The organism is Pseudomonas sp. GW456-L12 (genome assembly GCF_059424045.1).
Genome location: NZ_JBWKZA010000003.1, coordinates 121,947 through 144,572, shown reverse-complemented (window position 1 = coordinate 144,572; position 22,626 = coordinate 121,947). Strand labels below are relative to the sequence as shown.

14 protein-coding genes, 1 pseudogene and 1 riboswitch are annotated in these 22,626 nt (G+C 65.5%); of the genes and pseudogenes, 11 read left to right on the top strand and 4 right to left on the bottom strand.

What is annotated here, in order from left to right; translation table 11 throughout:
* Positions 1-21 precede the first annotated feature (21 nt).
* Positions 22-220, top strand: a riboswitch (cobalamin riboswitch).
* 96 nt (positions 221-316) lie between these two features.
* From cobW to AC07Y9_RS05300, 4 genes are all read left to right on the top strand, one after another.
* Positions 317-1,384, top strand: a complete 1,068-nt coding sequence (cobW, locus tag AC07Y9_RS05315) for a cobalamin biosynthesis protein CobW (RefSeq protein ID WP_007921868.1) — start codon at positions 317-319, stop codon at positions 1,382-1,384.
* 3 nt (positions 1,385-1,387) lie between these two features.
* Complete coding sequence (gene cobN / locus AC07Y9_RS05310) at positions 1,388-5,161, top strand: cobaltochelatase subunit CobN (RefSeq protein ID WP_102679537.1); 3,774 nt, start codon at positions 1,388-1,390, stop codon at positions 5,159-5,161.
* A gap of 177 nt (positions 5,162-5,338) precedes the next feature.
* On the top strand, positions 5,339-6,346 hold the full coding sequence (locus AC07Y9_RS05305; RefSeq protein WP_102679538.1) for a magnesium chelatase ATPase subunit I: 1,008 nt from the start codon (positions 5,339-5,341) through the stop codon (positions 6,344-6,346).
* A 53-nt stretch (positions 6,347-6,399) separates the two neighbouring features.
* Positions 6,400-7,020: a vWA domain-containing protein gene (locus AC07Y9_RS05300; RefSeq protein ID WP_172963044.1), complete on the top strand. Its 621-nt coding sequence runs from the start codon at positions 6,400-6,402 to the stop codon at positions 7,018-7,020.
* Positions 7,021-7,105: 85 nt separating this feature from the next.
* Here the strand turns inward: AC07Y9_RS05300 and AC07Y9_RS05295 are convergent.
* A pseudogene (locus tag AC07Y9_RS05295) lies at positions 7,106-8,335 on the bottom strand (NADH:flavin oxidoreductase/NADH oxidase family protein); the annotation flags it as partial.
* A 77-nt stretch (positions 8,336-8,412) separates the two neighbouring features.
* Between AC07Y9_RS05295 and AC07Y9_RS05290 the strand changes: the two are divergent.
* Positions 8,413-8,826 carry a MerR family transcriptional regulator gene (locus AC07Y9_RS05290; protein ID WP_087091515.1) on the top strand — a complete coding sequence of 138 codons (414 nt, stop codon included), beginning with the start codon at positions 8,413-8,415 and terminating at the stop codon, positions 8,824-8,826.
* Positions 8,827-8,913: 87 nt separating this feature from the next.
* Here AC07Y9_RS05290 and AC07Y9_RS05285 read toward each other — a convergent pair whose 3' ends face one another.
* From AC07Y9_RS05285 to AC07Y9_RS05275, 3 genes are all read right to left on the bottom strand, one after another.
* Complete coding sequence (locus tag AC07Y9_RS05285) at positions 8,914-10,269, bottom strand: LPS O-antigen chain length determinant protein WzzB (protein ID WP_102679570.1); 1,356 nt, start codon at positions 10,267-10,269, stop codon at positions 8,914-8,916.
* A 587-nt stretch (positions 10,270-10,856) separates the two neighbouring features.
* Positions 10,857-12,395, bottom strand: a complete 1,539-nt coding sequence (locus AC07Y9_RS05280) for an MFS transporter (RefSeq protein WP_102679539.1) — start codon at positions 12,393-12,395, stop codon at positions 10,857-10,859.
* Positions 12,392-12,889, bottom strand: a complete 498-nt coding sequence (locus AC07Y9_RS05275; RefSeq protein WP_087091512.1) for a GlcG/HbpS family heme-binding protein — start codon at positions 12,887-12,889, stop codon at positions 12,392-12,394. The genes AC07Y9_RS05280 and AC07Y9_RS05275 overlap by 4 nt, the downstream gene beginning before the upstream one ends.
* A gap of 103 nt (positions 12,890-12,992) precedes the next feature.
* Between AC07Y9_RS05275 and AC07Y9_RS05270 the strand changes: the two genes are divergently transcribed.
* The 6 genes from AC07Y9_RS05270 to AC07Y9_RS05245 all read left to right on the top strand — a co-directional run bounded on the left by AC07Y9_RS05270 (position 12,993) and on the right by AC07Y9_RS05245 (position 22,534).
* A complete protein-coding gene (locus AC07Y9_RS05270; protein WP_102679540.1) occupies positions 12,993-13,868 on the top strand; it encodes a LysR family transcriptional regulator in 876 nt (291 codons plus the stop codon).
* 80 nt (positions 13,869-13,948) lie between these two features.
* Positions 13,949-14,671 carry an Imm52 family immunity protein gene (locus AC07Y9_RS05265; protein WP_102679541.1) on the top strand — a complete coding sequence of 241 codons (723 nt, stop codon included), beginning with the start codon at positions 13,949-13,951 and terminating at the stop codon, positions 14,669-14,671.
* 400 nt (positions 14,672-15,071) lie between these two features.
* A complete protein-coding gene (locus AC07Y9_RS05260) occupies positions 15,072-16,634 on the top strand; it encodes a TerC family protein (RefSeq protein WP_087091501.1) in 1,563 nt (520 codons plus the stop codon).
* A 262-nt stretch (positions 16,635-16,896) separates the two neighbouring features.
* Positions 16,897-19,008: a type I secretion system permease/ATPase gene (locus tag AC07Y9_RS05255; protein ID WP_102679542.1), complete on the top strand. Its 2,112-nt coding sequence runs from the start codon at positions 16,897-16,899 to the stop codon at positions 19,006-19,008.
* Positions 19,005-20,390, top strand: coding sequence for an HlyD family type I secretion periplasmic adaptor subunit (locus tag AC07Y9_RS05250; RefSeq protein WP_102679543.1), 1,386 nt, complete (start codon positions 19,005-19,007; stop codon positions 20,388-20,390). Before AC07Y9_RS05255 ends, AC07Y9_RS05250 begins: the two co-directional genes overlap by 4 nt.
* A 2-nt stretch (positions 20,391-20,392) precedes the next feature.
* Entirely contained in the window at positions 20,393-22,534 is a 2,142-nt protein-coding gene (locus AC07Y9_RS05245; protein WP_102679544.1) for a type I secretion system permease/ATPase, read from the top strand.
* Positions 22,535-22,626 lie beyond the last annotated feature (92 nt).

Here is a 22,626-nt window from a genome sequence, read left to right as displayed (position 1 = left end):
TGACCGCCCCCCAAGCTCTGCGTAGCCTTGCGCTCTCGAGGTTCTTCGGCGTCTGTCGAAGCTAAGAAGGGAACGCGGTCCAAGCCGCGGCTGCCCCCGCAACTGTAAACGGTGATGAACGATGCAAGGCCACTGCCAGGCGGCGGGAAGGCGCATCGTTGGCCAGTCGAACGACCGGCACGCCGTCAGCCAGGAGACCTGCCTCGGACCTGATTCTCACTACAACCGGGCGGGGTGATCCGGTGGCGAACCTTTCCGTGCACCTGCCTGCGCGGTTCTCGTCCCGTATGCCCGCCACCTTGCCAAAGGGCATCCGATGAAAACACTGGCCAAACTTCCCGTCACTATCGTTACCGGCTTCCTCGGCTCGGGCAAAACCACCTTGCTGCGGCACATGCTGGACAATGCCCAGGGCCGACGCATCGCGGTGATCGTCAACGAGTTCGGCGAGCTGGGCATCGACGGCGAGATCCTCAAGCAGTGTTCCATCGGTTGCACCGAGGAAGAAGCCAGCGGTCGCGTCTTTGAGCTGGCCAACGGCTGCCTGTGCTGCACCGTGCAGGAAGAGTTTTTCCCGGTGATGCGCGAGCTGGTGGCCCGTCGCGGCGACCTCGACCATATCCTCATCGAAACCTCCGGCCTGGCCCTGCCAAAACCTTTGGTACAGGCGTTCCAGTGGCCGGAAATCCGCAGCGCCTGCACCGTCGACGCGGTGATCACTGTGGTCGACAGCCCGGCCGTGGCCGCCGGCACCTTCGCCGCCTTCCCGGACCAGGTCGACGCCCAGCGCAAGCTCGACCCCAACCTCGACCATGAATCGCCGCTGCACGAGCTGTTCGCCGACCAGCTGTCCAGCGCCGACCTGGTGATCCTCAACAAGGCCGACCTGATCAGCCCGGCAGACCTGGCCAAGGTGCGCCTGGAAGTGGCCGAGGAGCTGCCGCCGGCGGTGAAAGTCATCGAAGCCAGCAGCGGTCGCCTGCCGCTGGACGTGCTGCTGGGCCTGGGCAACGGCTCGGAAGAACATATCGACGGCCGCCACAGCCATCATGACCATCACCACGATGGCGACGATCATGATGATCATGACCACGACGCCTTCGATTCCATCTCCATCGAGCTGCCCCAGGCCGACGAAAGCCTGCTGCTGGACGCCCTGACCCAACTGGTGGTGCAGCACGGCATCCTGCGGGTCAAGGGCTTCGCGGCGATCCCCAACAAGCCGATGCGCCTGTTGATCCAGGGCGTGGGCACGCGTTTCGACAAGCACTTCGACCGCCAGTGGGGTGCCGATGAAGCGCGCACCACGCGCCTGGTGCTGATCGGCCAGGAACTGGACGCGACCCTGCTCGAAGCGCAATTGCGCGCCGCGCTTAGCGTGTAAGTCATGCACCTGCTCAGGACCCAGCCCGGCGGTTTCGTGTCGGATGACAACATTGCCGACCTTGGACAAACCCCCGCCGAGCTGGTGATCCTGTGCAGCGGCGACTCCAGCCTGGCGCTGCTGGCCGAGGCGGCGCAGCAACTGCCAGAGGATTACCCGAGCTTTCGCCTGGCCAACCCGATGCAGGTGCAGAACCATGCCTCGGTCGACCTGTATGTCGACCAGGTGTTGCGCCACGCCAAGGTGATCCTGATTTCCCTGCACGGCGGCATCGCCTATTGGCGTTATGGCATCGAGCAACTGGTGCAGCTGGCGCAGCGCGGCGTGCAGCTGATCCTGGTGCCGGGCGACGATCGTCCGGACCCGGAGCTGAGCGACCTGAGCACGGTGCCCGCCGCCGACCGCGAGCGCCTCTGGCACTTCCTGCGCCAGGGCGGCATGGGCAATGCGCTGAACCTGTACCGCTGCCTGGCCAGTGGCTGGCTGGGGCGCGATTACCCCTGGTCTGAGCCGCAGACTCTGCCGCGCACGGCGATCTACCACCCGCACAAAAGCAGCGCCGCCCTCCGCGACTGGCAAGCCGACTGGCGGGCCGGCCAGCCGGTGGCGGCGCTGCTGTTCTACCGCTCGCATTTGCAGGCGGCCAACACCGCCTTTATCGATGAGTTCTGCCGGCGCTTGTTGGCGGCGGGCCTGAACCCGCTGCCGATGGCCCTGGCCAGCCTGAAAGAGCCCGGTTGCCTGGCGGTGGTCGAGGACCTGCTGGATGAAGTCGAGGCCGGGGTGACCCTCAACACCACCGGCTTTGCCCAGTCCAGCCCGGAGGCGCCGCACCTGCGGCCGTTCCGCCGCGATATTCCGGTGATCCAGGCCATCTGCGCCCAGGACAACGAACCCGGCTGGCGCGCCAGCGAGCAGGGCCTGGGCCCGCGGGACCTGGCGATGCACATCGCCTTGCCGGAACTGGACGGGCGCATCATCAGCCGGCCCATCAGCTTCAAGGACCTGGCCTGGCGCAGCGAGCGCAGCCAGTCGGACGTGGTCTGCTACCGCCCGGCCCCCGAGCGCATGGATTTTGTCGCCGAACTGGCCCGGCGCTGGGTCGATCTGGCCCGGCTGCCCAATGCTGAAAAACGTATCGCCCTGATCCTCGCCAACTACCCGACCCGCGACGGCCGCATCGGTAATGGCGTGGGCCTGGATACGCCGGCGGCGGCGCTGAACATCCTGCGCGCCCTGCAAGCCGAGGGTTACCCGTTGCCGGCCGAGTTGCCGGACAGCGGGACGGCGCTGATCCAGCAACTGCTCGGCGGCGTCAGCAACGACCTGGACAGCCTCGACCTGCGTCCGTGCCAGCAAAGCCTGGCGCTGGAGGAGTACCAGGCCATGTTCGACGCGCTGCCCGAAGCCAATCGCCTGGCGGTGACGGAACGCTGGGGCGGGCCGGAAAACGACCCGATGTTCCGCGGTGGGCGGCTGATGATCGCCGGCCTGCGTTTTGGCCTGACCTTTGTCGGCATCCAGCCGGCGCGCGGTTATCAGGTCGATCCGAGTGCGGTCTATCACGACCCGGACCTGGTGCCGCCCCACGGGTACCTGGCGTTCTACTTCTGGCTGCGCCAGACCTACGGTGCCCACGGGCTGATCCACGTCGGCAAGCACGGCAACCTGGAGTGGCTGCCGGGCAAGGGCGTTGGCCTGTCCGAAAGCTGCTGGCCGGACGTGCTGCTGGGGCCGCTGCCGAATATCTATCCATTCATCGTCAACGACCCGGGCGAGGGCGCCCAGGCCAAGCGCCGGACCCAGGCGGTGATCATCGACCATCTGATGCCGCCGCTGACCCGCGCCGAAACCTACGGCCCGCTGCGCGACCTGGAGCTGTTGGCTGACGAGTACTACGAAGCCCAGTTGCTCGATCCGCGCCGCGCCCGCGAGTTGCAGAAAGACATTCTCAAGCTGGTGCGGGTAACCCGGATCGACCGTGAACTGCAACTGGACAGACAGCTCGACGGCGAGGCCGACGCGGCGCTCTGGCTGCCGCGCCTGGACACCTACCTGTGCGACCTGAAGGAGTCGCAGATCCGCGACGGCCTGCATGTGTTCGGCGAATCGCCCGTGGGCCGTCTGCGTATCGACACCTTGCTGGCCTTGCTGCGCATTCCCCGTGGCGATGGCCGGGGTGCGCAGTCGAGCCTGTTGCGGGCCCTGGCCAAGGCCTTCGAGCTGGGCTTCGATCCGCTGGACTGCGCCCTGGCCGAGCCCTGGAGCGGGCGCCGGCCACAGTTATTGCAGGACATCAGCGAGCAACTGTGGCGCACCGCCGGGGATACGCGGGAGCGTCTGGAGCTGTTTGCCGGGCGCTTGATAGAAGCGGCCTTGGCCGGTGAGGTCGAGCAACTGAACGAGCCCGGCTGGAGCGAGGTCAAGGCGATCATCGACAGCCTGCGCGAAGTAGTGGCGCCGCGCCTGGATGCCTGCGGCCCGGCGGAAATGCGTGGTTTGCTGGATGCCCTGGGCGGGCGTTTCGTGCCGGCCGGGCCCAGCGGCGCACCGAGTCGTGGACGCCTGGACGTGCTGCCCACCGGGCGCAATTTCTACTCGGTGGACGTGCGCAACCTGCCGACCACCACCGCCTGGCGCATCGGTTTCCAGTCGGCCAACCTGATCCTCGAACGGCACCTGCAGGACCATGGCGACCACCTGCGTCAGCTCGGCCTGTCGGTGTGGGGCACCGCGACCATGCGCACCGGCGGCGACGATATCGCCCAGGCCATGGCGCTGATGGGCGTGCGTCCGGTGTGGGCCACCGGCAGCCAGCGGGTCGACGACTTCGAGATCCTGCCGCTGAGCCTGCTGGACCGCCCGCGGGTGGACGTGACCCTGCGGGTGTCCGGGTTCTTCCGCGATGCCTTCGCCAACCTGATCCGCCTGTTCGACGCCGCGGTGCAGGCGGTGGCCGCGCTGGACGAGCCAGACGACCTCAACCCGCTGGCGGCCAAGGTCCGCGCCGAGCGTGAAGCGCTGCTGCAGTCCGGCCTGGATGCCGAGGCCGCGCAGCGCCAGGCCGGCTGGCGGATCTTCGGCGCCAAGCCCGGGGCCTATGGCGCGGGCGTGCAGGGCGCTATCGACGCTCGCCTGTGGCAGAGCCGCGAGGACCTGGCCGAGGTCTACCTGAACTGGGGCGGCTACGCCTATGGCGGCGCCGACGAAGGCACCGCGGCCCGTGGCCAGTTCGCCCAGCGCCTGAGCCAGGTGCAGGCGGTGCTGCAGAACCAGGACAACCGCGAGCACGACCTGCTGGATTCCAACGACTACTACCAGTTCCAGGGCGGCATGCTCGCGGCGGTGGAAAGCCTCAGCGGCGAAAAGGCCGCCAGCTACCACGGCGACCACAGCCAGCCGGACCTGCCGAAGATCCGCAGCCTCAAGGAAGAGCTGAACCGGGTGATCCGCTCCCGCGCAGCCAACCCGAAGTGGATCGCAGGGGTGAAGCGCCACGGCTACAAGGGCGCCTTTGAAATGGCCGCCACCGTGGATAATCTGTTCGCCTTCGACGCCACCACCCAGCTCATCGACGATCACCAGTACGCCCTGCTGGCCGACGCCTATCTGCTGGACCCGGCGACCCGCGAATTCATCCGGCAGCACAACCCCCATGCGTTGCGCGACATGACCGAACGCCTGCTCGAAGCCCAGCAGCGCGGGATGTGGCAGGCGCCCGGCGAGTACCGCGAGGCCTTGGAAAACCTGCTGCTGGATATCGAAGAAGATGGCTGATGCCCCTGTAGCCGCTGCCGCAGGCTGCGATCGGGCCCGCAGGGCCCGCTGGGGCAGGCGACGCGGCCTGTCAGATAGCAATGCGTCGTCTGTTTTATGCCGACTGCGTCGTCAATCGCAGCCTGCGGCAGCGGCTACAACTATTGATGTTCGTGCATCCCTTTACCGAGAACCGACATGAGCGATACCCCACATTTCCCGCTGTCCGCCGTGGTCGGCGCCGATGACCTGAAACTGGCGCTGTGCCTGACGGCCATCGACCCGAAAATCGGCGGGGTGTTGATCGAAGGCCCGCGGGGCATGGCCAAGTCCACACTGGCCCGCGGCCTGGCGGACCTGCTGGCCAGCGGGCAGTTCGTCACCTTGCCCCTGGGCGCGACCGAAGAGCGCCTGGTCGGCACCCTGGATCTGGACGCGGCGCTGGGCGAAGGCCGGGCGCAGTTTTCCCCGGGCGTGCTGGCCAAGGCCGATGGCGGGGTGCTCTACGTCGACGAGGTGAACCTGCTGCCGGACCACCTGGTGGACCTGCTGCTGGACGTGGCCGCCAGCGGCACCAACCTGATCGAGCGCGACGGTATTTCCCACCGGCATTCGGCCAGGTTCGTGCTGATCGGCACCATGAACCCGGAAGAGGGCGAGCTGCGTCCGCAACTGCTGGACCGCTTTGGCCTGAATGTCGCCCTGAGCGGGCAGACGCCGCCCACTGAGCGGGGGCAGATCATTCGCCGGCGGCTGGATTTCGACAGCGATCCCCAGGGCTTCTGCCAGCAATGGGCCGCCGAGCAGGAGGCGCTGCGCCAACGCTGCCAGCAGGCGCGGGGGTTGCTGGCGGAGATTGCCCTGGACGATCGAGCGCTGGAGCGGATCACCGAACGCTGTTTCGCCGCCGGTGTCGATGGCCTGCGCGCGGACCTGGTGTGGCTGCGTGCCGCCCGCGCCCATGCGGCCTGGCGCGGTGCCCGGGCCATCGAGGAACAGGACATAGACGCCGTGGCCGAATTCGCCCTGCGCCATCGCCGTCGTGACCACCCGCCGAGCGCAGCGCATCCGCCGCAGCCGTCTCCCGCGCCATCCCCGGCCCAATCCAGCCCCGCCGAAGGCCAGGGCCAATGGGGCGAATTGCCGGCCCAGGCGCTGGCCACCGGCGCCCGGCGTAAAGTGCCGAGCTGGCCAAAAAAGCCCTAGGCATTCGTCCCCGGTCCGACGCGGGGGCGAATGCCAAGTCCCGCGCCGGGCGGTTGGACAAGGGCAGGCAAGGCCGCGCGCGCGCGGCCGTCCACGGCTCGATCAACTGGCCGGGCACCTTGCTCAACGGTCGGCCCCGCCAGCGTGACGATCTGTTGTGGCACCTGCGCAGCCGTTCGCCCCATGAGCTGTGGCTGGTGGTCGTCGATGCCTCGGCCTCGACCCGCCGCCATCAGGCGTTGAGCGATGCCAAGGGCCTGCTGGCCCAGCTGTTCGACGATGCCTACCGGCAGCGCGCACGCCTGGCCTTGCTGACCGCCAGCGGCCGCGCGCCGAACTGGCAGGTGCAGGGCCTGAAGGCCTCGAAGGATCTGCGCGACTGGCTCGACGGGCTGGGAGCGGGCGGCGGCACGCCGTTGCTGGCGGCCTTGGCCGAGGCAGGGCGGTGGCTGCTGTCCCGGCAGAAACGTTACCCGGCCGAGCAGCAGCGGGTGCTGCTGCTCACCGATGGCCGGCTGAAAAGCTTGACTCCCCTGGCGCGCCTGGGTTGCCCGACCCTGCTGATCGATATCGAACGCGGCCCAATTCGCCTCGGCCGCGCCCGCGAACTGGCGCAGCAACTCAACGCGCAGTACCAGCATATCGACGACCCTTCGCAGCCCCAGCTTCCGTAGGAGCGAGGCTTGCCCGCGATAGCGCTGCACCTGACTCAGCGCAGCGCTTGCATCGCGCGCAAGCTGCGCTCCTACAGGTTCGGCGGTGCCCACGATCATCGTATTTACTTGGCCATCGCCTGCCGGTACTGGCGCTGTTCAACTGGTCGAGCAGCAGCGCCAGCCAGGGGCGTACTTGAGGTTTGGGCGCGCGCCCGCGACTGAGGCGATGCATCTGCAGGCGGACGATGGCCATGGTCGCCAGGGAGGCCAGGGGCTTGCGTTTCCAGCGTAGCGGCGGCAGTTGCGGATGGCTGTGCTGGCCGCTGCGCCAGAGCCGGGGCAGGGCTGGTTCGAGGGCCAGGGCGGTGGCGATGCCGGCCATCGCGATACCGCTGTCCAGCACTTGCTGCACCACCGGCAGGCGGCGGATGCCGCCGGTGACCATCACCGGCATCCGCGCCACGGGCGCCAGTTCGCTGGCCATTTCGATGAAGTAGGCTTCGCGTGCCAGGGTCCGGCCGTCGCGCACCTCGCCCTGCATGGCCGGGGACTCGTAGCTGCCGCCGGACAGCTCCAGCAGGTCCACCGGCAGGCCGTTGAGCATCTCGATGACCTGGCGCGCATCCCCGGCATCGAAGCCGCCGCGCTGGAAGTCGGCGGAGTTGAGTTTGACTGAGACACAGAACGTGGCCGAAACCCTCTCCCGTACCGCCTTGATCACCTCTACCAGCAGACGCGCGCGGTTCTCCAGCGAGCCGCCCCATTGATCGGTGCGGCGATTGGTCAGGGGCGAGAGGAACTGGCTGATCAGGTAGCCGTGGGCGGCATGGATCTGCACCCCGGAAAAACCGGCCTGTTCGGCCAGCCAGGCACTGTTGGCGAAGCGCTGGATGATCTCGGCGATGTCCTCTTCGCTCATGGGCCTGGGTTCGGCGAACATTTTCGAGAACTGCCCCATGTCCAGGGCCACTGCCGATGGCGCCAGGGCCTGTTGGCCGAGGTTGGCCATGGTCTGGCGCCCGGGGTGATTGAGCTGCATCCAGAACTGCGCGCCCTTGGCACGACCGGCACGGGCCCACTGGCGGAACTGCTCCAGGTGCTGCTGGTCTTCCAGGGCCACGCCGCCGGGGCCGGTCATCGCGCGGCGGTCGATCATCACGTTGCCGGTCAGGATCAGCCCGGCCTCACCCTCGGCCCAGGTCTGGTAGAGCCGGATCAAAGCCGCGGAGGGTGCCTGCCGGCGGTCGGCGAGGTTCTCCTCCATCGCCGCCTTGGCGATGCGATTGCCGATCGTCTGGCCGTTGGGCAAATTCAAGGCTTGAAAGGGTGACATGCTTGACTCCTCATCAGTGGAGGCCTGAGGCTAAGCTTAAAGTTAACTTTAATGTCAAGCAGGTTATCGAGGTCGAAATGAACATTGGCCAATTGGCACAACTCAGCGGGCTGGCGGCATCGCGCATCCGTTTTTACGAAGCTCAGGGCCTGCTGCCCCAGGTCCAGCGCCAGGCCAACGGCTATCGCCGTTACCCTCCGCAGATCCTGCAGACCCTGGAGATCATCCAGTGCGCCCAGCAGGCCGGGTTCAGCCTGGACGAACTCAAGCAACTGCTGCCGGGCTGCGAGTCGAGTGACCTTGACCATCAGGCCCTGCTGCAAAGCCTGGAGCGCAAGGTCGGGCAGATCGAGGACATGCAGCGGCACCTGGCCCAGAGCAAGGCGCAACTGCTGGAGATCATCGACAACATCCGCGACCGCCCGGAAGGCATGGATTGTGCCGAGAACGCCGAGCGGGTCATGGCGTCGATCAAGGGTGGGAAGTCCTGAGCAGGTCTGCCTTTGCGGGTACTGAAAACAATTTGGGCGACCGTTGCGGTCGCCCAAAGGGTGTTTCAGATTCGTAGGCCGAACGGCTTACTGTGGTGTGTGGTCGTCTTTGCCTCGAACCTTGCCGGACTGGTCCAGGAGTACTGGGGTTGCGAGCAAGCCATCATGTTCCGATGCACGGTGCGAGCGGATGAAGTGACGAATCAGAGCGATGATCACACTGAGCATCAAGCCCAGTACGACGGACAGCACCATGATCAGTGCTGCTCTCGGCTTGACCGGTTTCACCGGTTGCAGTGCCTTGCGATCGATAGTGACGAGTTTCAGACGATCCATATCGATGTTCAGGTTACGCAGACGGGTGACTTCAGCCCTGAGCGGAAAGACGTCCTTCAGGAAAATGTCTTCGTTGGAACGTTTGTTCAATTCCTGCACTTGGCGGTTGACCTGCAGCATCTGCAATTCCTTACCGATTTCGGCGATACGTTTCTCGGTGAAATCGTCAGAGGTGCGCTTCTGCAAGGCTGCGCGTTCCGCCTCGAGGGTTTCATAACCCATGAAGTACAGCGGGATGTTCTGAGTGTTGACCTCGGTGCGCATGACCTGGACGGAGCCAGCGTGGGCAGCATCAGACATCGAGGACGGTGTGGTCGGAGTGCGGATCCCCATTGACTTGGCGATGGAGATCGCTTCGGCCAGTTCGGCCAGACGATCTTTACGTCGTTCTTTCAACTGCCCGCGTAAGGCCTTGAGTTCGTCCTCGAGCTGCGCGCGGCGAATATTATCGCTTTCGAGCAAGGCAGCGATTTTCGATTCCTTGTCGGTTTCATAGTTGGAGCGCGCCGCGGCAATCTTGCCTTTGAGCTCATTGAGCCGGTTGTTGACGATGACCTTGAGGTCGGCAGCAATGCGATCGCGTTCGGCGTCGATGGCGTATTCGACAAAGCCGTTGAGGATCGCTACCCCGTTTATATCCTTGGGATATTGCATTTCCAGCTTGATGTAACTGCTCAGGGCATTGTCTTTTTTCGGATCTGGCTGAACCAGCTTTATCGAGTCGCGGTTGAAGTCCTCGAAACTCTGTTCGAGGGTTTGCCCAGGGCGTTTAAAAGCCTGGAACAGATCCTGGTGTGAGCGGAAGAACTCCAATCGTGTTTCATAGGATTCAAGTGCTGCGCCGACCTTGGACAAGGCATCTGCGGGCGGCAGTTTGTAGACTTCCGAGCGATTGAGGGCGTCGAGTTCATTCAGCGCAGCGGGGCGTAATACGCTGCTCACCTCATATACACGGGGAGCCAATAGCGCATAAGCCAGGCCCACCAGTGTCACGGCAACGGTACAACCGATTACCAGCTTCTTTTGTTGCCAGACGGATTGGAACAATGCAAACAGATCAATTTCATCCGCGTCAGCATTCATCTGAGGCCGGGGAACAATATTCAAAATCAGCACACCTCTAATTCATGTGAATCCTAACCCTGTCATGCCGTACCCCTGACGGAGCATGCATGCAGGGTCGCCCCCGTGGTGAGGCTCCTTGCCGATGGGCGCCACTCGTTGCCAGAAAAAACCATGAGATGGGTCTGTTTTCTTGCGAGAGATAGTTGGCAGGCCGTTTTCCGAGATAGGTCCCGGAAATGGCTGTTTCGATGCCGAGCGCTTTTAACGTAACTCTTGAATCCTGCAGGCACTTTGCCATTGACGATGGTGAAGACCTTAAGTGGGTGAATATTACAGGAATGCTCGGGAGGATAAATATATGAATTTAACCGTACCTTCATAATTCGCCTTATCTATTGCTGTTCGGATGGCAAAGCGGCCTGTTTGCCATATGGAAGTTTATCGGTGCCCCATAAGAGGGCGGGTAGGCTTACAAGTTGTGAGTATTTATCTAATAGCACTGGCAGTGGTGCCTCAAAAGAATGGGCGATAGAACACCCTGAGGTTTTATTGGTGCCGGGCAGATCATGACTGGCCTGATATAGAGTTGCCGCACCTTGAACGAGAGAGGGGGCGAGCCCCATGAGTGTTCACTCCACACTCAGCGTCAAAGGCCGTGGCTGCGGGATGGGATTGCGCATCAGCGTACCGACCGTTACCGCCGCCAGCAGCGCCAGCAGGCCGGCTACCCAAAGCACCACGCCGAAACCGTCGACGAAGGCTTGGCGGGCCAGCGGTTCGACCAGCTCTTTCGCCGAGTCGGGCAGCAATGCCAGGGCTGCGGGCATGTCGCCGGCCACCACCCGGGAGGCGATGGCCTGGGCCTGGTCGAGCCATTGCGCGGCGCTTGCGCCCAGGCTGGCGTGCAGGCGTTGCTGGGTATGGCTGCCGAGCAGGGCGCCGAACACGCCGATGGCCAGCATGATGGCGCTGAAGCGCATGGTGGTGCTCAGGCCCGAGGCCATGCCGGCGCGGTCGCGGGGCACGCAGGCCATGATGTTTTTCTGCGTGTCGCCATTGAGCAGGCCGGCGCCGGCACCGGTCACCGCGATGGCCAGGGCAAAGCTCAGGTAGCCGCCAGCCTGCACGGCCCAGGCCGCGAGCAGGTTGCCGCAACCGACCAGGGTCAGGCCGGCGGCCATCAGGGTCGCCGGGGCATAACGCGTCGCCAGGCGCACGCCGATGCGCGGGCAGATCAGCATGGTCAGGGCAAATGGCAGCATGCCCAGCCCCGAGGCGATCGCCGAGAAGCCCAGGCCGTTCTGCAGGTAGAAGGGCAGCAGGGTCATCATCACCTGGGCGCAGCCGGCGTAGGCGAACATTCCCAGCAGAGCACCGATAAAGCGCGGATGGCGGAACAGCTGCAGGTCGACCATGGGCCGGCGCTGCACCCGCTCGATCTGCACGAACAGCCCGAGCAACGCCACGCCGCCCAGCAGTCGGGCGTAGGTCAGCGGGTGGCTCCAGCCGATGCGATTGGCTTCGATCAGGCCCCAGATCAGGCACAGCAGGCTGGCGCTGAAGGCCAGGCTGCCCCAGGGATCGAGGCGGGCGGCCTGGGTGTCGCGGGACTCGGGTATCGCGCGCAACACCATCAGCACCAGCAGCCCGCCCACCGGCAGGTTGAGGTAGAAGATCCAGCGCCAGCCGATGAACTCGGTGATCAGGCCGCCGACGGTGGGCGCGGCGGTCATCGCCACGCCCATGCAGGCCCCCCAGAACGCCCAGGCCTTGGCCCGTTCGACCTCGTCATGGAAGGTGTGGCCGATGGTGGCCAGGGCCGAGGTCAGCAGCAGCGCCGCGCCGACCCCCTTGATCGCCCGGGCGATGTCGAGCAACAGCACGTTGGGCGCGGCGCCACAGCCGAGGGAGGCGAGGATGAACAGCCCGAGGCCGCAGAGCAGGGTGCGCTTGCGCCCGAAGCGGTCAGCCAGGCTGCCGGCCGGTAGCAGCAGCGCGGCGAAGGCCAGCATGTAGGCGCTGACCACCCATTCGATATCGGCGAAGTTGGCCCCTAGATCGCGGGCGATGCTCGGCAGGGTCACCGCGACTATGTTGGTGTCGAGCACGATCAGCGAGCACACCCCGGAAGCGGTGAGCAGGGTCAGCCGCGGGCTGGCCGGCCTCATGGCTGCACCCGTTCGCCCAGCGCGGCGAGGGCGGCCTGGGCGATTTCATCGTCGTGGGCCGGGGTGTCGGCGCTGATGCCGATGGCGCCGATCACCTGGCCGTCGACGCGGATCGGCTGCGCGCCTTTCATCATCAGCAGGCCCGAGGTGATGGCCGCCTGGCGCCCGCCGTTGATGGCGTTTTCCAGGTCGCCGGAAGGGCGCTTGAACAATGCCGAGGTCCGCGCCTTGCCCTGGGCCAGTTCGATACCGGCCACCACCGGCGCACCGTCCATGCGCGCGCTGAGGATCGGCCAGCCGCCGTCGTCGACGATCGCCACGGCGCAGGGCCAGCCCTTGGCCGAGGCGGTTTCCTGGGCGGCCTTGAGCAGTTGTTGGGCGGTGGCGAAATTGAGGATTGCCTTCTGGGCAATGTCGGCGTCTTTCTCGGCGGCGAAAGTCGTGGGCACACTGCAGCAAGTGATCATGGCCAGAAACAGTGGTTTGACGTGCATGGCGTGGGCTCTCTACTGTGAAGGTCTGGCCAGCTTATCCCGGGCTTTCGCCCGTTCTGTTAGGCGAGCTGGAGCACTTCATTACCTTTGAGCTAACGCACTTATGGAAATCCGTCATTTCCGCTATTTCCTGGCGGTGGCCCGGCAACGCAATTTCACCCGCGCCGCCGAACAGCTGGGCATCGCGCCGCCAACCCTGAGTCGGCAGATCCAGGACATGGAACAGGCCCTGGGCACCCGCTTGTTTGTGCGCCAGCAGCGCGAGGTCAGCCTGACCGAGGCCGGCGCGGCCCTGGTGCGCGAGGCCGAGGCCACGGTGCGCCAGTTCGAGTTCGCGCAACGTAACGCCCAGCGCGCCGGGCGTGGCGAAATCGGCCATATCGAGCTGGGATACGTGGCCTCGGCGGTGTATTCGGGGCTGCTGCAAAAACAGGTGCAGCGCTTCAGCCAGGACTGCCCGGACGTCAGCCTGAGCGTGCGCGAAAGCCCGATGGCGGCATTGCCCGGATTGGTGGCCGAGGGGCGGTTCGACATCGGTTACATCCGCTCGCCCATGACCCTGCCCGAAGGGGTGGAGGCGGTCCGCCTGGATGGCGAAGGTTTTGTCCTGGCGCTGCCCGCCGAGTCCTGGCTGGGGCGCTTGCCGGAGATCGCCCCGGCCCATCTGCACAACGAGACCTTCGTGCTTCCGGAACAGATCAGCGGCACCTTGCAGGTCGCCGCCGAGGGTGGTTACGCGCCGAAACTGGGGCCGCAGCCCGGCGGCCTGGTGGCGGTGCTGGCCCTGGTCTCCCTGGGGCAGGGGGTGGCCGTGGTGCCGGAATCGGTGGTCGGGCACGTGGGGCTGCCCAATGTGTTGTACCGGTCGATCCAGGGCAGCACGGCTGCGTCCTGGCTGTCGCTGATCCACCGCCGCTTCGAAAAGGCGCCAGCGGTGGCGCGGTATATCGAGCAGGTCAGAAGCCCATTGCGGGGGTAGGTGAATGATGCCCGCGATGTGGCGTTCTATCTGTGTTTCTTGCGCCTACGCAAGATGACTTGAGACCGTACGGAGTGCTCATGGACACATTCAAGCGTTTCAATTTCAAGCTGAGCTTTGATAAGCAGAAGATTGCCCAGGTTACCGAGCAGGAACAAATCGACAGGAGCCTGGCCTTTCTCAAGGCGATAGGCGAGATCGACCCCATTCTCAAGAACTGGTTCTTGTGCGCCGAAGGCAAGGATGACGGCCTGATGCACAATGTGCTCCTCGATCCGAGCAACTTGCGGCGTGAAACAGCCTCCTGGAAAGACTCGGACTTCGACGTCAACGACATGAGTTTTGTGTTGTGGAACGGGATACCCGACCCGCTCAAGGGCGGGCTTTCGATCACCTATCACGCACGAAGCGGTGGTTCGTTGCCCGCGGGCATCGAGTTTTCCGAAGCCGGGACACTGGTCCGTTGCTTGCAGGATCCTCGACAGGGCATTGTCGAGTTGATGAACGCAGTGGTCGATCTCTGGCCGGAAATCTATTGGGGCGTGGCCGCTCCCAACGAGTACTTTTGCAAGCAGCGGGTGTTCCAGGACCGGCAGACCATCGGCTGGATCGGTTATTGCCCGCACCCTCTGTCGGCGGCCGATTTTCCGGAGGTCGCCGAGCTGCGTCCCACTCAATCGAAGGGCACCATTGTCGTTGCCTGCCCCGGCATCATGGACGAGAAGAACGTCCAGCATGTGCAGGTGGTGGGTGACACCGATATCAAGCTGGTGGAACTCGGGCTGTTGCCCGGACGCTATTGAGTCGCACGGGCAGGCTCGCTTTTGCTGGGGCGAGATTGCCTGCCATAGCGGTGGCCAGGCACCCCGATAAGATCTTGAAATGATTTCCCCATGGGAAATTCCCCTTGGGGTTGTAGGATTCAAGTCCGTTTTTCTTCACAGGACTTGCATGAACACCCTCTCGGAGCCTCCCAGTCGTCCTTATTCCTGGACGCCTCAGCCTTTCCTCGCTCGATCCGCCTCACGGTGCCTTTCGCCAGTCATAAGGCGCGGCCGTTACCCCGAACTCGCTGTTTTTCGCTGCTCGCCGCCGGTCGTCGTGACCGTTGGGCGCTGGCCTGCGTTCGCCGTTCAAAGGCCTTGTGGCCTTGCCTTGCCGTGCCCGGCTGTTTGATTTCACTGGAGAGATAGAGTCGTTTTTATGGAATGGATAATGGACCCCACGGCCTGGCTTGGCCTGTTGACCCTGATCGTGCTGGAGCTGGTGCTGGGGATCGACAACCTGGTGTTTATCGCGATCCTCGCGGACAAGTTGCCGCCCCACCAGCGTGACCGCGCGCGGATCATCGGCCTGTCCCTGGCGCTGATCATGCGCCTGGGCCTGCTGGCGAGCATTTCCTGGTTGGTGACCCTGACCGCGCCGCTGTTCGAGGTGTTCGGCAAGAGCTTCTCCGGTCGCGACCTGATCATGCTGTTCGGCGGTGTGTTCCTGCTGTTCAAGGCCACCATGGAGTTGCATGAGCGCCTGGAAGGCCATGTCAGCCAGCGCGCCGGCAATGCCGCTTACGCGTTGTTCTGGCCGATCGTCGCGCAGATCGTGGTGCTCGATGCGGTGTTCTCCCTGGACGCGGTGATCACCGCCGTGGGCATGGTCGACGAACTGGCGGTGATGATGATCGCGGTGATCATTTCCATCGGCCTGATGATCGTCGCCAGCAAGCCGCTGACCCGCTTCGTCAACGCCCACCCGACGGTGATCATGCTGTGCCTGGGCTTCTTGATGATGATCGGTTTTGCCTTGACCGCCGAAGGCCTGGGTTTCCACATTCCGAAAGGCTACCTGTACGCGGCCATCGGTTTCTCGATCCTGATCGAGCTGTTCAACCAGATCGCCCGTGCCCGCCGCAAGAAATCCATGCAGGGCCTGCGGCCGATGCGCGAGCGCACGGCCCACGCGGTGATGCGCCTGCTCGGCGGTCGCCAGTTGGCGGTGGAGGAGGTGGGCGAAGAGATCGCCGACCTGCTGGACAATGGCCAAGCGCCGAGCACCGAGCTGTTCGACCGCCGCGAGCGGGTGATGATCAGCGGCGTGCTGCAACTGGCCGAGCGACCGATCCGCACCTTGATGACGGTGCGTGCCGACGTCGACTATATCGACCTGGCCGACGATGCCGAAGCCATCCGCAACAGGCTGATGCATTCGTCCTACTCGCGCCTGCCGCTGATTCGCGACGGCGCGGTGGAAGAGCCGCTGGGCTTCGTGCACAAGAAGGAGTTGCTCAAGGAATACCTGGCCGGCAACGAGCCGAACCTGGAACACCTGGCGCGCACGGCGATCAACCTGCTGGACAGCTTCTCGATCCTCAACGCCCTGGAACAGATGCGCAAGGCCTCGACCCACATCGCGTTCGTGATCAACGAATTCGGCGATTTCGTCGGCGTGCTGAGCATGACCGACATCCTCGAATCCATCGCCGGCGAGTTGCCCGACGCCAGCGAAATCGAAGGCCCGGACATTGTCGAAGAGCAGGGCGGTTTCATGGTCAGCGGCGCCTTGAACCTGGCACAGATCCGCCAGCGCACCGGCTTCGACGCCGAACCGACCGAGGACTACCAGACCCTGGCCGGGCTGGTGATGAGCCTGCTGGACCGCTTGCCGGTGATTGGCGACCGACTGCAATGGCAGGGCTGGACGCTGCAGGTGGTGACGGTGGAAGAGCGGCGAGTGACCCGGGTGCTGCTGCACCGGCAGGATGCCGCCTGAGCCATGAGCTGACAGAAAGCCGGACGCGAGTCCGGCTTTTTTTGGCCTGGAACATGACCCGAGCCAAGGCCAGGCTCCGGCTGATTAAGTTTTACTTAAAAGCTTTCAACCCCGTGGCTGATTATCATTGCCGGGTGGCTGCCGCAGACTGGTTTCGTATCTCCATGCACCCTCGTTCTTGCAGCGCGGGTCTTGAAACGAGCGGTCTATGTCAGTCAATCCCGCAATACCCCCGCAGCCAGCCCTGGTCGAATGCCCGGCCATGGCGGAGCTTTCCGCCACGGCGGCCGTCCACTCGGCCCTGGCCTGTTGCCAACTGCTGCTGCAACTGACCCAGGAGCGCGCGCCACAGGCCGCCGACCCGGGAACCGAACGCGACCTGCGCCGGGCGCTCAAGGACTACGCCCGGGGCGCCGGCGCCGACCTGCGCCTGGAGCGTCTGGCGCTGGCCCGGCTGACCCCGAAGATGCTGCCCCTGGTCTGGCGCGACCGCAGCGGCGCGTTCATCCTGCTGGCCCGGTTGTCCGACGCGCAGGCGCTGATCCAGCGACCCTCAGCCCATACCCCGGATATGATCGACCGCGCACAGTTGGCCGAAGAGTGGAGCGGCGAGGTGATTCGCCTGCGCCAGGGCGGCCTGCGCTTCGATCTGTCCTGGTTCGTTCCGGAGCTGCTGCGCCACCGGCGGATCCTCGGCGAAGTGCTGCTGTGCTCGCTGCTGCTGCAAGTGCTGGCCCTGGCGACCCCGTTGTTCTTCCAGGCGGTGATGGACAAGGTCATGGTGCACCGGGCGCTGTCGACCCTTGATGTGCTGGTGATGACCCTGGTGGTGGTCGGCCTGTTCGAGGTGCTGCTCAAGGGCCTGCGCGAATACCTCTCGGCGCACACCGCCAATCGCATCGATATCGGCCTGGGGGTCAAGCTGTTCCGCCATCTGCTCGGCCTGCCGCTGCTGTACTTCAAGCAGCGCCAGGTAGGCGCGATCATCACCCGGGTCCAGGAGCTGGACAGCATCCGCGAGTTCCTCACCGGCTCCTTGCTGACCCTCTGTGTGGATGTGGCCTTCACCCTGGTGTTTTTCGCGGTGATGGCCTGGATCTCCTGGCCGCTGACGCTGCTGGTGCTGCTGACCCTGCCGCTGTATGTGCTGCTGGCCTGGGCCAGCAGCGGCCCGCTGGAGAAGCGCATCGAGCGGCAGTTCTACAGCGCCGCGCGCAACACGGCCTTTCTCAATGAGAGCGTGAGCAGCAGCGAAACCATCAAGAGCCTGGCGGTGGAGCCGCGCATGCAGCGGCGCTGGGAGGCGCAGACGGCGGAGATGGTCGAGGCCGGTTTTGCCAGCCAGACCCTCGGCAGCGCGATCAGCCAGATGGTCACGCTGTTGCAGAAAGTCACGGCGGTGGCGGTGATCTGCTGGGGCGCGAGCAAGGTCATCGACCTGCAGATGACCATTGGCCAACTGATCGCCTTCAACATGATGCTGTCCCACGTCAGCCAGCCCCTGGCCAAGCTGATCGAGGTCTGGCAGCAGTTCGTCCGGGTGCGGGTGTCGGTGGACAAGCTGGGCGACATGCTCAACCTGCCGGTGGAGCAGGCCGAGGGCGACCAACGCCCGGCGCAGGCCCTGCGCGGCGAGGTGCGCATCGAGCAAGTGACGTTCCGCTACCGCCCGGAACTGGAGCTGGTGCTGCGCGGCCTGGACCTGCACATCGCCGCCGGCCAGACCCTGGGCATCGTCGGGCCGTCCGGGTCGGGCAAGAGCACGCTGACCCGCCTGCTGCAAAAACTCTATACCCCCGATGCCGGGCGCATCCTCATTGACGGCATGCCGCTGCAGCAGCTGCAGCCGGCCTGGTTGCGCAGCCAGATCGGCGTGGTGCTGCAGGAAAACTACCTGTTCAACCGCAGCGTGCGGCACAACATTGCCCTGCGCCATCCCACGGCGTCCCTGGAAAGCGTGATCGCCGCGGCGCGCCTGGCTGGCGCCCACGATTTCATCCTGCGCCTGCCGCTGGGCTACGACACGGTGCTGGCCGAAGCCGGCAGTTCCCTGTCCGGTGGCCAGCGACAACGCATCGCTATTGCCCGGGCACTGATGGGCGATCCGCGGATCATGATTTTCGACGAAGCCACCAGCGCCCTGGACGACGAATCCCAGGCGCTGATCCAGGACAATATGGCGCGCATCGCCGAGGGCCGCACGGTGATCATCATCGCCCACCGGCTGTCCGCGGTCCGCCATTGCCAACGCATCATCGCCCTGGAACAGGGGCGTATCAGCGAGGCGGGCAGCCACCATGAACTGCTGGCCAACGGCGGTTGTTATGCGCGCTTGTGGGCGCTGCAACAGGCGCTGCGCAAGGAGGCCCAATGATGCGCGGCGCATTGACCCATTTGCGACGCGCCTGGCAGCAGCTGCGCGAGGCGCCGGGGTTGCGGGGGCGCAGCCGCGACGAATACGAGTTCCAGCCCGGTTACCTGGAGATCGTCGAGCGCCCGCCCGCGCCCTGGGCCCGCGGCACGGCACTGGTGTTGATCCTGTCGATCCTGCTGGCCCTGGGCTGGGCGATCCTCGGGTTCCTCGACATCCATGCCAGCGCCGCCGGGCGCCTGATGGTCTCCAGCTACACCAAGGTGATCCAGGCCCATGAGGCCGGCGAAGTGCGGGCCATCCATGTGCGGGACGGGCAGCGGGTCAAGGCCGGCGATGTGCTGGTGGCGCTGAACCCGATCGGCATCGACGCCGAGTTGAGCGAGTTGCGCGCGCAACTGGCGTTCAAGCGCCAGGAGCTGGCCCGGGCCCGCGCGCTGCTGACCCCGGACCCGCTGGGCAGCTACCAGGCGCCTGACGGCCTGGACGCGGAACAGCTCGCCGCGGCGCGGGAACAGTTGGCGAGCACCTGGAAGGAGATCCGCGCCAACCTCGACAGTCTCAACGCCGAGATCGCCATCAACCAGGCCAACCAGCGGGCCCGCAATGGCGAGATCGCCGCCCTGGGCAAGCTGGCCAGCAACGTCCGCCGGCGCCTCGATGCGCGCCGGGCGATGGCGGCCGAACAACTGATGCCTAGGGTCGAATTGCTCGAACAGGAAAAGGAGCAGCTGGAAGTCGAGCGTTCCCTGGCCCAGCAACATGCCGAGCTGCAGGTGCTCAAGGCCCAGGCGCAGAACCGCCGGGAGCAGCGCGACAGCTTCCTGGCCAGGACCCAGCGCGAGCAACACGACCTGCTCAACCGCAGCCACCAGGATGTCGCCGTGCTCGAACAGCAACTGATCCGCGGCCGCGACCGGCAGCGCCTGCAAACCCTGCTGGCGCCGGTAGACGGCGTGGTCCAGCAACTGGCCGTGCATACCCTGGGCGGCGCGGTGCAACCGGCGCAGCAACTGCTGGTGATAGTGCCCGAGGGCGCCGAGCTGGATGCCGAGGTCATGGTGCTGAACAAGGACGTCGGTTTCGTCAGGGCCGGGCAGCCGGTGGAGATCAAGGTCGATGCCTTTCCCTACACCCGCTACGGCACCTTGCGCGGCACGGTCGAGCATGTCTCCGGCGACGCCATCAAGGACGAACAGCTGGGCCTGGTGTTCCCGACCCGGATCCGCCTGGAGCGCGCCGCGATCGCCGCGGGGCAGGGGTGGATGCCCTTGCAGGCCGGGATGAGCGTGACCGGCGAGATCCGCACGGGCGAGCGGCGGGTGATCAATTACCTGCTGAGCCCGATCCGCGAGTATCAGTCCGAAGCGTTGCGGGAGCGTTGAGCATGACCACAGCCTTCAATCCCGCGGCCGAACAGGCGCCGACTATCCTCGATACCGGCCTGCATGCACTGGCCTGGGCCGCCCGGCGGTTTGACCTGAGCATCAGCGTGGCGCAACTGAACCACCGCCTGGGGCGGGTCGAGGGCCTGGCCGACAGCCTCGACTTGCGGCGCTGCGCCGGCTGGATCGGCCTGCGGGCGCGGGCGCTGCAAAGCCAGGTGCAGCGTTTGCAGCACCTGCCGTTGCCGGCCCTGCTGGAAACCTCCCAGGGCTGGGCGGTGCTGGACGCGGTGGACGGCGACCAGGTGCGGCTGTTCTGGCCGTTGCAGGGGCAGTGCCAGAGCTTGTCTCGCGAGGAACTGGCAGCGCTCTGGCAGGGCCAGGTGCTGCTGCTAGCCGAGCGGCATGTCGAGCCCAAGGCGCGCGGTTTCGGCATCGGCTGGTTCCTGCCGTCGATCCTCAAGCATGCGCGGCAGTTTCGCAGCGTGCTGCTGGTGTCGCTGATGCTGCAACTGGTGGCGCTGGTCACGCCGCTGCTGTTCGAGAACATCATCGACCGGGTTCTGGTCAGCCGCGGCCTGTCCAGCCTGCAAGTGCTGGGCATCGCCATGCTGGCGCTGGCGCTGTTCGAACCCCTGTTCGGCCTGCTGCGTTCCTGGCTGTTCAGCAACGTGGCGAGCAGGATCAACGCCGAGTTGTCGGCGCGCCTGTACCAGCATCTGATCCAACTGCCGCTGGGCTATTTCCAGGGGCGGCAGACCGGCGAGATCATCGCCCGGGTCGGCGAGATGCAGCAGATCCGCCAGTTCCTTACCGGCTCGGCCCTGACCCTGGTGCTGGACCTGGCCTTCTGCGGGCTGTTCATCGCCGTGATGTATGCCTACGCGCCACTGCTGACCTGGGTGGTGGTCGGCTCCCTGGCCTTGTACTTCCTGTTCTGGCTGTGCGTGGGGCCCTTGCTGCGCAGCCGGGCCTTGCGCGAATACGAGTTGAACGCGGCCAACACCGCCTTTCTCACCGAGGCCGTGACCGGCATCGAGACCATCAAGACCGGGGCCATCGAAAGCGGCTTCCAGCAGCAGTGGCAACGCCAGCTGGCGGCCTATGTGCGCGCGGCGTTCCACACCCGCATCGTCGGCATCTGGGCCGGCCAGGGCATCGGCGTGATCCAGAAACTCACCGCGGCGCTGTTGCTGTGGTGGGGGGTGATGCTGGTGCTGGACGGCCAGTTGAGCCCCGGCCAGCTGGTGGCCTTCAACATGCTGGCCGGCCATGTGGTGGAGCCGATCCTGCGCCTGGCCCAGGTCTGGCAGGACTTCCAGCACACCCTGATTTCCCTGCGGCGCCTGGGCGACATTCTCGACACCGAGTGCGAAAGCGGCAGCGGCGGCCTGGCTTCGGTGCCGGCGTTGCAGGGCGGGGTGAGTTTCCAGGGCGTGCGCTTTCGCTATGAGGAGGACGGCCAGGAGGTCCTGCGCAGCCTCGACCTGGAGATCCGGCCGGGGGAATTCGTCGGCATCACCGGGCCTTCCGGCTCCGGCAAATCGACCCTGACCCGCCTGTTGCAGCGCCTCTATGTGCCCCAGCACGGCCGGGTGCTGGTGGACGGCATCGACCTGGCTATCGCCGACCCGGTGGCCCTGCGCCGCAACATGAGCGTGGTGCTGCAGGAAAGCGTGCTGTTCGCCGGCAGCGTGGCCGAGAACATCCGCCTGTGCCGGCCCCAGGCCAGCGATGCCGAAGTGCAGCATGCGGCCAGCCTGGCGGGAGCGGCGGCCTTTATCGAAGCCCTGGCCCAGGGCTACGAGACCCAGGTCGGCGAGCGCGGCGGCCAGCTTTCCGGCGGCCAGCGCCAGCGCATCGCCCTGGCCCGGGCGCTGCTGAGCAACCCCGGAATCCTGCTCCTGGACGAAGCCACCAGTGCCCTGGACTACGAGTCGGAAGCGGCGGTGATGGCCAACCTGCAAGGCATCGCCCAGGGCCGCACGGTGATCAGCGTGGCCCACCGGCTCAATACCCTGCGCCACGCCGACCGGATCCTGGTCATCGATCAGGGCCGGGTGCTCGAACAGGGCACCCACGAACAACTGCTCGCCCTGGACGGGCTGTATGCCCGGCAGTGGGCCTTGCAGATGAAGGATTGAACCCACTGACGGCAGGAGTACGCACGAACCAGGCATGCCTCCCCATCCCGGATATTCATAGCGACAGGCAGCCTTTCGCGACACGAAGGGCT